Here is a 16,698-nt window from a genome sequence, read left to right on the forward strand (position 1 = left end):
AGAGCGATGGAACGGCAGATCGTGGCGGACCGGTTCCGGCTGTGTGGACTCCTCGGCCGGGGCAACATGGGCGAGGTTCACCGGGCCGAGGACACCAGAGCTGACGAAGGGTCTCCTGACCGTCAGGTCGCCGTCAAACTGATCCTGCAGCGCCGTTCCGGCGCACCGGTCGCCCCCGACGAGGCCCGGGTCAAGCGGTTCGCCCGCGAGGTGGAGATCATGCGCCGCCTCGACCACCCGGGCATCCCCCGCCTGGTCGACGGGGGCGTGGACACCTCCGACGGCGTCCGGCCCTACCTCGCCATGGAACTGCTGGACGGCCACCCGCTGCGCGACCTCGCCGAGGAGGAGCCGCGCCTGCCGGTCTCCTGGGTCGCCGCGTTCGGCGCGCAGATCGCCGACGCCCTGGACGCCGCGCACACCGCCGGCATCGTCCACCGCGACCTCAAGCCCGCCAACGTGATGCTGGTGCGCGGCGGCCGGGTCAAGGTCCTCGACTTCGGCATGGGCCGCGTCGTCGACGACCCCGACCTCAGCAGGCTCACCAGCACCGCCGCGACCGTGGGCACCGCCCGCTACATGGCTCCCGAGCAGTTCCTCGACAGCCGGGTCACCGCCGCCGCCGACCTGTACGCGCTGGGCTGCGTCCTCTACGAACTGCTCACCGGAGGCCCGCCGTTCACCGGGAACACCTTCCTGGAACTGGGGCAGGCCCACCAGAAGGCCGAGGCGGCCCCGGTGGGCGTGGTGCGCAAGAACGTGCCCGGATCGCTGGCCCGCCTCGTCGACCGGCTGCTGCGCAAGGACCCCGCCGAGCGACCGGCCGGGGCCGCCGAGGTCCGCGACGCCCTGCTGCCGCTGGCCGCCGGCGACGACACGGTGCCCGGCTGGGAGGAGTACAACCCGCTGCGCTGCCTGCCCGGGACCGCCTCCGCCGTCCGGCCCCCCTCCCGGGCGGACGCCCCGAGCACCGCGCCCGCCAACGTCATGGACGTCTTCGACCTGCACCAGCAGCTGATCGACGACTACCGCGCCTTCACCGAAGGCGGCACCGTCATCCGCGACGAGCGCATCGCCGCGTTCCTCGCCGAGGACCTGGACGCCAAGTCCCAGTGGCCCGACCCGTGGCTGTCGCTCAACCCGTTCTTCGCCTCCGGCGGCACCGTGCCCAACCTGGTCGCCGAAGGACTGCTGCACCCCGAGTGCGCCCGCATCTTCCGCACCAGGAAGTCCCCCCACGACACCACGGGCAGCACCGGGCGCCCTCTCGAACTCCACCGCCACCAACTGGAGGCGATCCACGCGGCCCGCAGCGGCCGGTCCTACGTGCTGACCACCGGCACCGGCTCCGGCAAGTCGCTGTCCTACATCATCCCGATCGTCGACCGGGTGCTGCGCGACCGCGAGGCCCAGGGCGCCAGGGCCGCCAAGAGGGTCCGCGCCATCATCGTCTACCCGATGAACGCCCTGGCCAACAGCCAGCTCAACGAACTGGAGAAGTACCTGGTCCACGGCTACGGCAGGGGCCGCGAACCGGTCACCTTCGCCCGCTACACCGGCCAAGAGGACGAGCGCCGCCGCAAGGAGCTGCGCGACAACCCGCCCGACATCCTGCTCACCAACTACGTGATGCTGGAGTTGATGCTCACCCGTCCCGGCGACCGCAGCTCCCTCATCTCCATGGCGCGCGGCCTGGACTTCCTCGTCTTCGACGAACTGCACACCTACCGGGGCCGCCAGGGCGCCGACGTGGCCCTGCTCATCCGCCGCGTCCGCCAGGCCTGCGAGGCGCCGGACGTGCAGTGCGTCGGCACCTCCGCCACCATGTCCTCCGAGGGGGGCGTCGAGGACCAGAAGGAGGTCGTGGCCAAGGTCGCCGGCGAGATCTTCGGCACCGGGATCGACCCGGCCGACGTCATCACCGAGACTCTGGTCCGCGCCACCGGCGAGGCGCCGGACACCGTCCCCGTCGAGTGCCTGACCCGCGCGGACGCGCCGCGTGCCTACGCCGACCTGGTGCGCGACCCGCTGGCCCGGTGGATCGAGAGCCGCTTCGGACTGGCCGAGGAGCCCACCGGCCGCCTGGTGCGCCAACGCCCCGGCCGCATCGAGGACGCCGCCGCCGAACTCGCCGCGGCCACCGGCGTGCCCCACGACCGGTGCGCGCACGCCATCCGCAGCACCCTGGAGGCCGGGGCCGAGGCCCGCCACCCGGTCAGCGAGCGCCCCCTGTTCGCGTTCCGCCTGCACCAGTTCCTGTCCAAGGGCGACACCGTCTACGTCACCCTGGAACACCCCGAGCACCGCTACCTCACCCGCGACTACCAGATGGAGCAGCCCGGCTCCGGCGGCAAGGTGCTGCTGCCGCTCGCGTTCTGCCGCGAGTGCGGACAGGAGTACCTGACGGTCTGGCGCGCCGACACCCCCGACGGCACGGTCTACCGGCCCCGCCGCGACACCACCGCCGCCGCCGACGGCGGTGTCGAGGGCTACCTGTACGTCGCCCCCGACAACCCCTGGCCCGCCACGGCCGCCGACGCCGTCGAGCAGCGTCGGCTCCCCGAGTCCTGGCTGGAGCTCGACGAGCACGGCCAGGAACGCCTCCGCAAGACCTACCGGGACCGGGTGCCGCGCCGCGTCACCGTCGACCCGTACGGCGTCGAGGACCGGGGCGAGCTGCAGGCCGCGTTCATCCCCGCGCCGTTCCTGTTCTGCCTGCACTGCGGCGTCAGCTACGAGCAGGTGCGCGGCAAGGACTTCGCGAAGCTCGCCTCCCTCGACCAGGAAGGCCGCTCCTCGGCGACCTCCCTGGTGTCGGCGTCCATCGTCCGCTCCCTCAACGCGGTGCCGCCCGAGGCGCTGCCCGCCGAGGCCCGCAAACTCCTCACTTTCGTCGACAACCGCCAGGACGCCTCTCTGCAGGCCGGACACTTCAACGACTTCGTGCAGGTCACCCAGTTGCGCGGGGCGCTGTACCGGGCGCTGGCCGAGGCGGGGGAGGACGGACTGACCCACGAGGACCTGTCCAGGCGGGTCACCGAGGCCCTCGCCCTGGACCCGGCCGACTACGCCCGCAAGGCCGACCGGACCGAGCTGAGCCCCAAGATGCTCTCCAACGCCGCCGCCACGCTCCGCGACGTCGTCGCCTTCCGCCTCTACCTGGACCTGGAACGCGGCTGGCGGGTCACCATGCCCAACCTGGAGCAGACCGGGCTGCTGCGCGTCGACTACGCCGACCTGGACTGGCTGGCCGCCAAGGAGGACGCCTGGCAGGACGCCCCGCACTGGCTGCGCGCCGCCGAACCGCACGTCCGCGAGGAGATCCTGCGGGTCCTCATGGACGAGATGCGCCGCTCCCTCGCCATCGACGTGCAGTGCTTCCGCGACGACTTCGACGTCCTGCGCCGCGCCAGCGAGGAGCGGCTCTCCGACGCGTGGACGCTCACCGAGTCCGACCGGCCCCGCGTCGGCACCGCCTACCCGCAGCCCTCCCGGCCCGGCATGGACCGCAGCGGACTCTTCCTGTCGGGCCGCGGCAAGTTCGGCAAGTACCTGCGCCGCGTCCACTTCCCGGACATGGGCGTCGACGACGCCCAGCACGCCATCGAGTTCCTGCTGCGGGCGCTGGCCGGGGTGGGGCTGGTCAGCGAGGTGGAGGCCGCGCCGCGGCGGGCGGGGTACCGCCGCTCCAGCACCCCGGCCGCCACCGGCTACCGGATTGACGCCGCCTGCCTGATCTGGCGGGCCGGGGACGGCCGCAACGGCGTGCACGACCCGCTCACCCGCACCTACGCCGCCGGGCAGGGGCCGCGCGTCAACACCTTCTTCCGCGACCTGTACCGCGACGCCGCCGCGTCCCTGGCCGGGCTCGCCGCGCGCGAGCACACCGCCCAGGTGTCCCCGGAGGACCGGGAGGCACGGGAGGAGCAGTTCAGCAGGGGCGACCTGAAGCTGCTGTACTGCTCGCCCACCATGGAACTGGGCGTGGACATCGCCGAACTCAACGCGGTGATGATGCGCAACGTGCCCCCCACCCCCGCCAACTACGCCCAGCGCAGCGGCCGCGCCGGGCGCAGCGGCCAGCCCGCCCTGGTCACCACCTACTGCGCCACCGGCAACAGCCACGACCAGTACTACTTCCGCCACTCCGACCGCATGGTCTCCGGTGTGGTCGTGCCGCCCCGGCTGGACCTGGCCAACGAGGACCTCGTCGCCGCGCACCTGCAGGCGATCTGGCTGGCCGAGACCGGGCTGCGGCTGGGCCGCGCCGTCCCCGAGGTCATCGACGTCAGCTTCGACGAGGACCAGCGCCGCCCCGACCCGGCACTGCCGCTGCACGACACGGTCGCCGCCGCGATCGGCGACGAGGCGGCCCAGCGGCGCACCGTCGCCGCCGCCCGGCAGGTGTTCGACGACATCCTCCCCAAGCTGGCGGCGACGACCTGGTGGGACGACGAGTGGCTGGAACGGAGGGTCAAGGCCGCCCCCGCCGAGTTCGACCGCGCCTTCGACCGCTGGCGGTCCCTGTACCGGGCCGCGCTGGTGGACCGCGCCGAACAGCACCGCCGCATCCTCGACCACAGCCTGTCCGAACGCGACCGCAACCAGGCGGCGCGCCGCCGCCGCGAGGCCGAGACCCAGCTCACCCTGCTCAAGAACGAGAGCGTCGACAGCAAGTCGCTGCTCAGCGACTTCAACCCGTACCGCTACCTGGCCAGCGAGGGCTTCCTGCCGGGCTACTCGTTCCCGCGCCTGCCGCTGGCCGCCTACATCCCCGCCTCCGGCCGCCGCGCCGAGGAGGGCGACTTCCTGCAGCGCCCCCGCTTCGTGGCGATCCGCGAGTTCGGGCCCGGCGCGCTCATCTACCACGAGGGCGCCCGCTACCAGGTCACCCGCATCCAGCTGCCGCCGGAGAGCACCGGTGACCTGGTCACCTCCCAGGCCAAGCGCTGCGAACAGTGCGGCTACCACCACGACCCGAGCGACCGCGCCGACCGCTGCGAGCTGTGCGGGCACCCGCTGGGCGCGGCCGCCCACGGCCTGCTGCACCTGCACACCGTCTACACGCGGCGCCGCGAGAAGATCTCCTCCGACGAGGAGGAGCGCCGCCGCGCCGGGTTCCGCCTGGTCACCTCCTACCGGTTCCAGGACCACGGCGACCGGCTGGGCCGCCAGGACGCCCACGTCGCCGACGACGCCGGGAGGATCGCGACCCTGCACTACGGCGACTCCGCGACGGTGCGCATCACCAACCTGGGCCGCCTGCGCGCCCGGGAGAACGAACCCGACGGCTTCTGGCTGGACCCGGCCACCGGCCGGTGGCTCAACGAGCAGGACGCCAAGAAGGCCGTCGGCGACGCCGAGGAGCTGCCGCTGGTGGAGGACGGCGAGGAGCCGCGCGGCCGCAAGAAGCGCGTCATCCCCTACGTGGAGGACCGCCGCAACATCCTGGTGCTGCACCTGGCCGAGGCGCTGTCGGAGGCCGGGGCCGTGTCCCTGATGTACGCCCTGGAACGCGGCGTCGAGGCGGCCTTCCAACTGGAGGACGACGAGCTCACCAGCGAACTGCTGCCCCCGGAGGGCGGCACCCGGGACCGGATGCTGTTCACCGAGGCCGCCGAGGGCGGCGCCGGGGTGCTGCGGCAGCTGCTGGCCCTGCCCGGCAACCTGGCGAAGGCCGCGCGCACCGCACTGGAGATCTGCCACTTCGGCCCGGACGGCGCCGACCTGGGCACCGAGGGCGGCAACAACTGCTCTCGCGGCTGCTACAACTGCCTGCTCACCTACGGCAACCAGCGCCACCACGGGCTGATCGACCGGCACGCCGTACGCGACCTGCTGCTGCGCCTGGCCGCGGCCGAGACCCTGCCCACCGGCGTGGGCGTGACCCGCACCGAGCAGATGCGGGTCCTGGCCGAGCGCTCCGAGACCAACCTGGAACAGCGGTTCCTGGCCTGGTTGAAGGAGCGCGGCCACCGCATGCCCCACGAGGCCCAGGTGTACGTGCCCGAGGCGAACGCCCGACCCGACTTCGTGTACCGGCTGCCGGGCGCACCGGTCGCGGTGTTCGTGGACGGCCCCGTGCACGCCGACGCCCGCGTCGCCGAACGCGACGCCCAGGCCGAGCAGCGCCTGTACGACGCCGGATGGGACGTGGTGCGCTTCCCGCACGACGCCGACTGGGCGGCCATCGTCGCGACCATGCCGTCCTACTTCGGCCCGGGAAGCAGCCGCACCCCCGACCGCCCGACCGGCCCCCGCTGAGGGCGGCGGCGGGGGCCGGCGCCGTGACCGGCGCGCCCCCGCCGCCGCCCCGCCCGGCGCCGTCCTCCCGCAGCCCCGCCCTCCTTTTCCGACTACCGACCCCGTCACGAGGACACCCGATGACCACCACGTACGCCCCCGGCACCCTGGTTGCCGCCCGCGGCCGGGAATGGGTGGTGCTCCCCGAGAGCGAACCCGACATGCTGGTGCTGCGCCCCCTCGGCGGCGGTGACGACGACGTCGCCGCGCTGTTCCCCGCCTTCGAGAAAGTGGAGCCCGCCAGCTTCGCCCCGCCCACCCCCGCCGACCTGGGCGACGCCCGCGCCGCCGGACTGCTGCGTTCGGCGCTGCGCATCGGCTTCCGCTCCGGTGCCGGCCCGTTCCGCTCCCTCGCCGGGATCGCCGTGCAACCCCGCGCCTACCAGCTCGTCCCGCTGCTCATGGCGCTGCGCCAGTCGACCGTGCGCCTGCTCATCAGCGACGACGTCGGCATCGGCAAGACCGTCGAGGCCGCCCTGATCGCCGCCGAACTGCTGGAGCAGGGCGACGCGAGCGGCCTGGCCGTCCTGTGCTCCCCGGCGCTGGCCGAGCAGTGGCAGGACGAGCTGCGCACCAAGTTCGGCATCGACGCCGAACTGGTGCTCGCCTCCACCGTCTCCCGCCTGGAACGCGACCTCGACCTCGGCCAGTCCCTGTTCGACCGGCACAAGCACGTCATCGTCTCCACCGACTTCATCAAGTCCACCCGCCACCGCGACGACTTCGTCCGCCACTGCCCCGACCTGGTCATCGTGGACGAGGCGCACACCTGCGTGGCCGCCGACGACGTCGGCTCCCGGCAGAACCAGCTGCGCTACGAACTCCTCCAACGCGTCGCCGCCGACCCCGAACGCCACCTGATCCTGGTGACCGCCACCCCGCACAGCGGCAAGGAGTCGGCGTTCCGCAACCTGCTGGGCCTGCTCAACCCCGCACTCGCCGACGCCGACCTGGACACCGACGCGGGCCGCAGACTGCTGGCCCGCCACTTCGTGCAGCGCAAACGCGCCGACGTGCGCACCTACCTGGGCACGGAGGACGGCCTGGCCGACGACACGCTCACCGAACGCACCGCCTTCCCCGCCGACCGCCTGTTCAAGGACGAGACCTACACCCTGTCCCCGCAGTACCGGGCACTGCTGGAGGACGCCCTCGCCTACGCGGGCGAACGCGTGGAGCGGGCGGGCGAACAGGGCCGCCGTGAGGCCCGCATCGCCTGGTGGTCGGCGATCGCGCTGCTGCGCTCCCTGGTGTCCTCGCCGCGCGCCGCCGCCAAGACACTCACCACCCGCTCGGCCGCCGCGGCCGCGAAGACGGACCGGGAAGCCGACGAACTGGGCGCCCCCGTCATCCGCGACTCCGCCGACGCCGACACCCTGGAGGGCCTGGACGCCGCACCCGGCGCCGACACCGAAGGCGAAACCGAGCAGACCGCCGCCAAGGGCGACCCGCGCCTGCGCGAACTCGCCGAACGCGCCGCCGCCCTGGAAGGGCCGGAACGGGACACCAAACTCAAGGTCCTCGTCACACAGCTCAAGGACCTGCTCGCCGAGGGCTACAACCCCATCGTCTTCTGCCGCTACATCGACACCGCCGAGTACGTCGCCGAACACCTCGACGGCAGGCTCAACGGCCGCGCCAGAGGCGACCGCCCCGGCTGGAAGACCGTGGTCCGCTCCGTCACCGGCACCCTGTCCCCGCAGCAGCGCGTGCAGCGCATCGAGGAACTCGCGGAGGAGGCCGCCAAGGAGGCCGGGACCGGCACCGGCGCACGCCGCGTCCTCGTGGCCACTGACTGCCTGTCGGAGGGCGTCAACCTCCAGCACTACTTCGACGCCGTCGTCCACTACGACCTGGCGTGGAACCCCACCCGCCACGACCAGCGCGAGGGCCGCGTGGACCGCTACGGCCAAAAACGCGACCGGGTGAAGGTCGTCACCATCTACGGCAGCGACAACGGCATCGACGGCAAGGTGCTGGAGGTCCTCATCACCAAGCACCGCCAGATCCGCAAGGACCTCGGCATCAGCGTCTCCGTGCCCGACGAGACGTCGGCCGGGGTCACCGACGCCATCGTGGAGTGGCTGCTGCTGCGGTCCCGCCGCGGCGAACAGGAGGCCCTGTTCGGCGCCGAGGAGCTGGACGCGAAGGCCGCCCGGGCGCAAGCCGAGTGGCAGTCCGCGGCCGAACGCGAGAAGGCCTCCCGCACCCGGTTCGCGCAGCGCGCCATCCACCCCGAGGAGGTGGCCCGCGAGGTCGCCGCGATCCGCGACGCCCTCGGCGGCGCGGGCGAGGTCCGCGCCTTCGTGGAGGAGTCGCTGCGCGCCCTCGGCGGCCTGCTGCGTCCCGCCGACGACGGGTTCACCGCCGACGTGTCGGCCACCCCGGCGGGGCTGCGCGACGCCCTCGCCCAGCCGCTCGGCGCCGAAGCCGTCGAGTCGGGCCGCCCGGTGCCGTTCCGCGGCACCGCCGCCGTGGCCCGGGGCGAGGCCGCCCTGGTCCGCACCGACCCGGCGGTGAGCGCCCTGGCCTCCTACGTCCTCGACACCGCCCTGGACGCCGCCGCCACCGGCCCCCGCCCGGCCCGCCGCTGCGGAGTGGTCCGCACCGACGCGGTCACCCGCGTCACCACGCTGCTGCTGGTCCGCTACCGCTTCCACCTGACCCTGCCCTCGCGCAGCGGCACCCGGCAGCTCGTCGCCGAGGACGCCCGCCTGCTCGCGTTCACCGGCACCCCCGCCAACCCCGAATGGCTCGACCACGGGCAGGCCACGGCCCTGCTGGACGCCGAGGCCACCGAGAACACCGACCCGCTCTTCGCCGAACGCACCATGACCCGAACCCTGACCGGACTGGCCGCCACCACCGGCCACCTCGACGCCCACGGTGAGCGACTGGCCGCCGAACTCGCCGAGTCGCACCGCCGCGTGCGCAGCGCCGCCGGCGAGATCATCCGCGGCCTCAAGGTCACCGTGCAGAAACCCGCCGACGTGCTCGGCGTCTACGTCTACCTCCCCGCCGTCTCCGCCGGAGCCGCCTGATGTCCGCGATCGCCCGAAACCAGGTCTTCACCGCCGTGCACACCGTCGGCGGCCTGCTGCCCGCCGACATGCTGGCCCGCATCAGCGAGGGCAGGGACGTGCCCGGCTGCGCGCCCGCCGACTACGGCGTGGTCGGCTCCCGCTCGGTGCGCGACGAGGCCGAACGCCACTGGGACTACCTCAAGAGCCTCTGGAAGGACCTGCGCACCCACCTGCCGGTCGCCCCGCCCGCCGAGCCGCCGTCCGACCCCACGGGCCGGGCGGTCAGGGAGTGGGTGGAACCGCTCTTCGCCGAACTCGGCTTCGGCCGCCTCGCCGCGGTCGCCGCGCCCGGCATCACCGCCGACGACGGCACGAAGACCTTCCCGGTCAGCCACCACTGGCGGCACGTGCCCGTCCACGTCACCGCGTGGCACACCGACCTGGACCGGCGCCCCGCCGGTGCGGGCGCCGTGCCCCCGCAGTCGCTGGTGCAGGAGTGCCTCAACCGCACCTCCGCTCACCTGTGGGCCGTGCTCACCAACGGACGGCAGCTGCGGCTGCTGCGCGACTCCAGCGCCCTGGCCACCGCCGCCTACGTCGAGTTCGACCTGGAAGCGATCTTCGACGGCGAACTGTTCAGCGAGTTCGTGCTGCTGTACCGGCTGCTGCACGCCACCCGCTTCGAGACCGCCGACGACGAGGCCCCCTCGGCGTGCTGGCTGGAGAAGTGGCGCACCCACGCCATCGACTCCGGCACCCGCGCCCTGGAGCAGCTGCGCAGGGGAGTGCAGGAGGCCGTCACCGTGCTCGGCACCGGCTTCCTGCGCCACCCCGCCAACACCGCGCTGCGCGAGAACCTGGACGCCCGCGAGTTCCACACCGCGCTGCTGCGCCTGGTGTACCGGATGCTGTTCCTGTTCGTCGCCGAGGACCGCGACGCCCTGCACCCGCCGGTCCCCGACGACGCCCCCGCCGAGGTGAAGCAGGCGCACGAGAAGGCCCGGAAGCGGTACGAGAAGTACTTCTCCTCCGCCCGGCTGCGCAGGCACGCCCGCAGACGCAGGGGCACCGCGCACGGCGACCGCTACCGGGCGCTGCGCCTCGTCCTGGACGCCCTCGGCGACGAGAACGGCCGCCCCGAACTGGCGCTGCCCGCCCTCGGCGGCCTGTTCGACCACACCGACGCCGACACGGTGCTCGACGGCCTGGAACTGTCCAACGAGTCCCTGCTCGGCGCCGTCCGCCACCTCGCCCAGGTCCGCGACCCCAAGTCGCGCCGCTGGCGCACCGTGGACTACCGCAACCTCGACGCCGAGGAACTCGGGTCGATCTACGAGTCCCTGCTGGAACTGGTCCCCAAGTACAGCGCCTCGGAGCGCGTCTTCGAACTCGTCGAGCTGGCGGGCAACACCCGCAAGACCACCGGCTCGTACTACACGCCGTCCTCACTGATCGAATGCCTGCTCGACTCCGCCCTCGACCCGGTCGTCGACGAGGCGGTCAAACGCGGCGAAGCCAAGGCCGCGGCTGCGGGAGAACCCGACCCGGCCGACCGCATCGCCGCCGAACTGCTGGAGTTGAAGGTCTGCGACCCGGCCTGCGGCTCCGGGCACTTCCTCGTCGCGGCGGCCCGCCGCATCGCCAAGAAGGTCGCCGCGGTACGCGAACGCAACCCGGAACCGACCCTCCCGGCGGTCCGCCGCGCCCTGCACGAGGTCGTCGCCCGGTGCATCTACGGGGTCGACCTCAACCCGATGGCGGTCGAACTGGCGAAGGTGTCCCTGTGGCTGGAGGCGCTGGAACCGGGCAGGCCGCTCGGCTTCCTCGACGCGCACATCAAGCACGGCAACGCGCTCATCGGGGCGACACCGGCACTGCTGCGCAAGGGGATTCCGGACAAGGCGTTCAAGCCGATCGAGGGCGACGACCCGAAACACGCGAACGCGTTGGAGAAGGTCAACGCCAACGAGCGGGGCGACCAGTTGAGCTTCTTCGACATCGACGAGGACGCGGTCAAGGTCGCCAACACGGTCTTCGCGAGCCGTCTGCGCCGGATCACGGCCGCTCCGGCCGACTCCCTGGCTGACGTCCGCCGCCAGGAGGAGGAGTACCGCGACTGGCAGAAGGACGCCGAGTACGTCCAGGCCAAGCACATCGCGGACGCCTGGTGCGCGGCCTTCATGTGGAAGAAGACACCGGACGCGCCGCGTCCGGTCACCTACAGCGTCTTCCAGGCCCTTCAGGACCCGGAGGGCGCCGGGGCGTCGGAGGCCACCAACGCCGAGATCGTCCGCCTGCGCGAACAGTACCGGTTCTTCCACTGGCACCTGGAGTTCCCGGACGTGTTTCCGGTCCCCGACGACCGTCGGGGAGTGGACGAGAGAACCGGATGGTCCGGCGGCTTCGACTGCGTGATGGGCAACCCCCCGTGGGACAAGGTCGACTTCGAGGACAAGAAGTACTTCGCGACCGTCGAACCGTCCATCGCGGCGATCGCCGGAACAGCACGCCGCACCCGCATCGCCGAGTGGATCGAGGAGAACCCGGAAGCGGGGGAGCGGTACCGGGAGGCGAGACGGACGCAGAAGGCCACCTTCCACTTCGCGGCGCAGTCGGGGAGTTTCGAGCGCTGCGCGGACGGGCTGAAGGTCAAGGGGGTCAACTCCCTACAGACGGACCACCTGTTCACCGAGCGGTTCGCGGCCATCGCCGCTCCGGAAGGGCGGTATGCCGCCATCATCCCCACGACGATCGCCACGGGAGCGGGTGCACAGCATCTCTTCAAGGAGTTCACCGGGCGCGGTGCGATTCGGGTGCTGTACGGGTTCGAGAACGCTAAACCACTGTTCCCGAGCGTTCACTCCAGCTACCCGTTCTGCATGATCTCCCTGGTCGGTCAGGGACTGCATGAACCGGTGACCAAACTCGCGTTCTTCCTGCACGACGTCGAGGACCTGAGTAAAGCCGACCGGGTGTTCGAGTTGAGCCCGGAAGAGATCAAGCTCATCAACCCCAACACGGGAACGCTTCCCATCTTCCGCAAGCGCCGCGACGCGGAACTCACGGCGTCCGTGTACAAGCGGATTCCCGTGCTGTGGAACGAGAAGAAGCGGGACGGGAACCACTGGAGCATCAAGTTCAAGAACCTGTTCAACATGACCGACGATTCGGCGCTCTTCCGGTCCCGCGAGTCCTTGGAGAACGAAGGGTGGACCCTGGAGGGGAACGTCTTCGTGCGTGACGGAAGCCGGATGCTTCCGCTGTACGAAGGCAAGATGGTCCACCACTTCGACCACCGGTGGAACCACTTCACCGGCATGGAGACGGACGATGTCCGAGGGCTTGAACTCTCAGAGAAGCAGTCACCGGATACGGCGGCCATGCCTCGCTACTGGGTTCCTGAAGCGGACACTCCGACGGGGAAGACAGACCGTAAGGGCCTTCCGGTCATGGCGGCGGGAGTCTCGACGGCCCTGGACTCATTGGGGTGGGACAGGGGGTGGCTCTACGGGTGGCGTGATGTGGCCCGGGCGACGGATGAGCGGACAGCCATCCCCGCCTTCATTCCTCGCGTTGGGGTCGGCCATACGTACCCGCTCATGCTCCCGATGCAACAGCCGACCCTTGTCGCGGTCCTGGGGGCAGTGCAGAGTTCCTTCGTGTACGACTACATCAGTCGTCAGAAGAGCAGCGGGGCGCATATGGCGCTCATGACGTGGAAGCAGCTTCCGGTCCCGCGTCCAGAGGACTTGAAGCCCCACACCACTTTCATCGTCCCGCGTGTCCTGGAGTTGGTCTACACCGCCTACGACATGGCCCCGCTCGCCCGCGACCTGGGAGACGAGGGAGAGCCGTTCCGCTGGGACGAGGAGCGCCGCGCGATCATCCGCGCCGAGTTGGACGCCTACTTCTTCTACCTCTACGGAATCGACCGTGATGATGTTGACTACATCATGGAGTCTTTCCAGACCGAGAATGGCGGCCTCAAGAACAACGAGATCAGGAAGTACGGCACCTACCGCACCAAGAACCTGATCCTGGAGGTCTACGACCGGATGGCCGACGCCGGGGTCTCCCTCGACACTCCGCTGATCGACGGCGAGAACTTTACGTCCGACCTCACCCCGCCGCCTGGCCACGGCCCGCGCCACGATCCGGCTTGAAAACCGCAGTGATCTTGTCCCTGGGGCCATCCTCGGCGTACGAGCATGCCCCCAGGGACACGACCGCGCCCCACAGTGGTGGGGGAGGGGCTAATCCCTCACCGGCCCTGTGCCCACCTCAAGGTTGCCGGGCCTCCCGGCCGAAGCAGACCGGGTGTGTGGCAGCTGTCCCCGGTTGGCCGACAGGCTTGCTTCGGCCGGGAGGCCCGGCAACCTTGTCCTTTCCTCGGGTGGGGGAGGGGTTGGAAGGCGCGGGTGGTAGGGCGCTCCAGTGTCGACCCTCCCGGCTTGTTGCGCGGGGAGTGCTGCGGGGGTGTCAGAGGTCGCGTTTTTTCACCGCGTTGAGGAACGCCTGCCACTCGTTGGCGGGGAACACCAGTGCGCCGAGGTCCCGGTGTTTGGTGTCGCGGATCGCCGCGCCGGTCGCCCAGTCGGCGACCTCGACGCAAGCGGCTTCGCCCTGCGAGTAGCTCGACTTACGGAATGGGGCAGGGAGGTGGGCCACCTCGACGCAGTTCGAAGACGTCCCACTGTGAGAAGACTTGCGGAACGGGGTGGGGAGGTGCGCGACCTCGACGCAGTGACTTTCAGTCGCGCTGTAACTGGACTTTCGGAACGAATCCGGGAAGTGGGTCACCTCGACACAGTCTCCGTGTGCGGCACTGTGGCTGGATTTGAACCAACTGGTCTTGGGAGTGGAGTGCACGTCAGTCCTTCCGTCTCCGGTGGCCGCGTGTGATGGGTATCAGCGACCGCGAGTCGGTGTCCTCCACCCGGACTTGTACCCGGGGGCATGGAGAAGATGACCCTGGGTGCAAGAGGTGTGGCCCAGAGCGGCGGGGAAGGGGCTGGTCCCTCCCCCGCCCCCTGGGCCGGGGGAGGGATTGGAAGGCGCGCGTGGCAGGACGCTCCAGCGCCGACCATCCCAGCCTGCCGTGCGGGGAGTTCTGCGGAGGTGTCAGAGACCGCGTCTCTTCACCGCACCGAGGAACGCCTGCCACTCGTCAGCGGGGAAGACCAGCGCGCCGAGGTCCCGGTGCTTGGTGTCGCGGATCGCCGCACCAGCGGCCCAGTCGGCGACCTCGACGCAGGCCGTCTGGTCAGCGCTGTAGCTCGACTTCCTCCAGTTGGCTGTGTTCAGCGTGGCCTGCGGATTCTGCGACACCATTGTTGGTCCTTCTTATAGCTCTCTGTGGATGTCGGACAGCAGGTTCCGCAGCATGTTGCCACCCACGCCTGCGAGCCGAAGTTGGTTGAAGATCGCTTCGTGGTTGGTCAGATCCTGGGCGCTGTCCAGAAAAAGGTTACTTCGGTACCCCTCCACGTATACGGTCGAGAGTCCGGGGTGGGGCAGCTTCAGGATCATGAAAGTCGGCACCACCAGACCGATGTGGGCTCCTGCGGCATACGGAATCACCTGCAACGTGACCTTTGGATGCGTGGACAGGTCTTGGAGGTGGGTGATCTGCTCACGCATCACCTCGGTGCCGCCGACCTGCTGGCGGATAGCGGCCTCGCCCATGATCACCCACAGGTTCGGGCCGTCGTCCGAAAGGGCCTGGTTGATGCGAGCGCGGCGAACCTCTATCTGCCGTTCAAGGTCTTCAGGGGTGACAGCGCTGTTAACCCCGGAGATGACGGCGCGGGCGTAGCGCTCGGTCTGGAGCAGACCCGTCACCACAGTGCTGCTGTACACCTCGATCTCCGCCGCACTTGCTTCGAGACCGATGAAGGTGCCGTAGCGCTGCTCCAGGTCATAGGACTGCCACCAGCCGCGTTTGCCTGCTTGGCGGCGGAGTTGGAGGAGAGCTTCGGCTTCCTGTTCAGGGAGTTCGTAGTACTGCAGCAGTTCTCGCAGTTCCTTCTCCCTGGGGACACGTTCCGCTGCCTCCCAGCGGCTCACCGTCGAGATCCGGACGCTCAGGATCTCGGACACCTCGGTGAGGTTCAGACCACGACGCTCTCGTAGGGCTTGGAGTTCGCGAGCGAGCTGCCACTGCGCGACGGTAGGGGTGGTCGCCATCAAAGCCTCACAAATTAGAGTTGCCAATTAGCCTTGTCATTTGTGTGACGCAGAGTCATACTCTAACTGTGGCCGATCGGCCGTGTCCATGCAGAAGATTCCCGCATCTCTGTCTGTGTGGACGCTCTCTTGCTATCGGCAACTTGTCGGAAAACTTCCCAAAGACCTCCAGGGAGGGTCTCGTGAGGAACAAACAGACTGACCAGCGGGCAGGCAGCAGCCCTCCGGTCTCCGACCCCTGGCCCCGTTTCGGCGCCCGTCTGCGTGCCGCCCGGGAGAGGACCGGACGACTGCTCGACGACCTCGCCGAGACCGCGGTCAGCAGTGTCTACGTGCTGGAGGAGGTGGAGGCCGGGCGCATGGACCCGGGGCGGCGGATCGTGGAGATCCTGGACCGGGAGTTCGAAGCTCAGGGAGTGCTGCTGGACGCCTGGGCGCACGCGCACATCAGCGACCGCCTGAGCAGCGGATCAGACATCGACGGGCTGTGGCCCGAGGCGTTCCAGATCCGCGCCTACGCGCCGCTCGTCGTCCCCGAGCACTTCCAGACCGCCGACTACACCCGCGCCCTGGACGCCGCCGAACGGCCCCTGGAACCGCACTACGTGGTCGCCGACCGGCCGCACTCGCGCCGCCTGATGGCGACCTGCTCCGGCCCGCCGTACCACTGCCTGGTGGTGGACGAGACCGCGCTGCACCGCGTGGTCGGCACGCCCGAGGTGATGCGCGCGCAACTGGCCCACCTGCACGACCTGGCCCAAGCCCGCCACGTCACCGTGCACGTCATCCCCAGCGGCACCCGCCAGCACCCGGGGCTGCGCGGTGCGTTCTGGACGCTGTCGTACTCGCCCCGCCACGCGCTGGCCTATCTGCCGCACCCGCGCGGCAGCGGCCACCTGGTCACCGACGCCGTCCACGTCAAGGGCTACGCCGACCTGTTCGCCACCCTCCAGGGCGCGGCCCTGTCCGCCGACGCCTCCCTGGCGCTGCTGGCCGACGCCGCCGCCAGCGCGGGCGAGGACCGGCCGCGCCGCGCCCTCACCGCCGGGACCGCCCCCGCACCCGTCCCGGCCGCCGGCCGCGACCGCGAACCCGCACGCTGACCCCCGCACCCGCACACGGCAAAGCTCCGGCGGGTGAGCCAACACCCCCGGAGCACGGCCAGCAACCACAGCACTCTCAAGCA

Annotated in this window: 7 protein-coding genes and 1 pseudogene; 4 read left to right on the forward strand and 4 right to left on the reverse strand. The window is 70.8% G+C overall.

What is annotated here, in order from left to right; translation table 11 throughout:
• Positions 1-6: 6 nt before the first annotated feature.
• From FOF52_RS03800 to FOF52_RS03810, 3 genes are all read left to right on the forward strand, one after another.
• Complete coding sequence (locus tag FOF52_RS03800; protein ID WP_248592453.1) at positions 7-6,264, forward strand: protein kinase domain-containing protein; 6,258 nt, start codon at positions 7-9, stop codon at positions 6,262-6,264.
• Positions 6,265-6,383: 119 nt separating this feature from the next.
• Entirely contained in the window at positions 6,384-9,344 is a 2,961-nt protein-coding gene (locus FOF52_RS03805) for a DEAD/DEAH box helicase (protein WP_248592454.1), read from the forward strand.
• On the forward strand, positions 9,344-13,489 hold the full coding sequence (locus FOF52_RS03810) for an Eco57I restriction-modification methylase domain-containing protein (RefSeq protein WP_248592455.1): 4,146 nt from the start codon (positions 9,344-9,346) through the stop codon (positions 13,487-13,489). The genes FOF52_RS03805 and FOF52_RS03810 overlap by 1 nt, the downstream gene beginning before the upstream one ends.
• A gap of 316 nt (positions 13,490-13,805) precedes the next feature.
• Here the strand turns inward: FOF52_RS03810 and FOF52_RS22020 are convergent, their stop codons facing one another.
• The 4 genes and pseudogenes from FOF52_RS22020 to FOF52_RS03830 form a co-directional block, all read right to left on the reverse strand.
• Entirely contained in the window at positions 13,806-13,994 is a 189-nt protein-coding gene (locus tag FOF52_RS22020; protein ID WP_341849822.1) for a DUF397 domain-containing protein, read from the reverse strand.
• Between the two features lie 120 nt (positions 13,995-14,114).
• Positions 14,115-14,195 (reverse strand): annotated as a pseudogene (locus FOF52_RS03820) (DUF397 domain-containing protein); the annotation flags it as partial.
• 252 nt (positions 14,196-14,447) lie between these two features.
• Complete coding sequence (locus FOF52_RS03825; RefSeq protein ID WP_248592456.1) at positions 14,448-14,657, reverse strand: DUF397 domain-containing protein; 210 nt, start codon at positions 14,655-14,657, stop codon at positions 14,448-14,450.
• 12 nt (positions 14,658-14,669) lie between these two features.
• Entirely contained in the window at positions 14,670-15,512 is an 843-nt protein-coding gene (locus FOF52_RS03830) for a helix-turn-helix domain-containing protein (protein WP_248592457.1), read from the reverse strand.
• A 182-nt stretch (positions 15,513-15,694) separates the two neighbouring features.
• On the opposite strand from FOF52_RS03830, the gene FOF52_RS03835 reads away from it, so the two are divergent.
• Positions 15,695-16,615, forward strand: a complete 921-nt coding sequence (locus FOF52_RS03835; RefSeq protein WP_248592458.1) for a helix-turn-helix domain-containing protein — start codon at positions 15,695-15,697, stop codon at positions 16,613-16,615.
• Positions 16,616-16,698: the final 83 nt, after the last annotated feature.

The sequence above is a fragment of the Thermobifida alba genome (genome assembly GCF_023208015.1).
GTDB classification, from domain to species: domain Bacteria; phylum Actinomycetota; class Actinomycetes; order Streptosporangiales; family Streptosporangiaceae; genus Thermobifida; species Thermobifida alba.

Bases quoted from the DNA above. Each gene is read 5' to 3' on its own strand.
- FOF52_RS03830 (WP_248592457.1), bottom strand. From the start codon at position 15,512: ATGGCGACCACCCCTACCGTCGCGCAGTGGCAGCTCGCTCGCGAACTC.
- FOF52_RS03805 (WP_248592454.1), top strand. From the start codon at position 6,384: ATGACCACCACGTACGCCCCCGGCACCCTGGTTGCCGCCCGCGGCCGG.
- FOF52_RS03825 (WP_248592456.1), bottom strand. From the start codon at position 14,657: ATGGTGTCGCAGAATCCGCAGGCCACGCTGAACACAGCCAACTGGAGG.
- FOF52_RS03810 (WP_248592455.1), top strand. From the start codon at position 9,344: ATGTCCGCGATCGCCCGAAACCAGGTCTTCACCGCCGTGCACACCGTC.
- FOF52_RS03800 (WP_248592453.1), top strand. From the start codon at position 7: ATGGAACGGCAGATCGTGGCGGACCGGTTCCGGCTGTGTGGACTCCTC.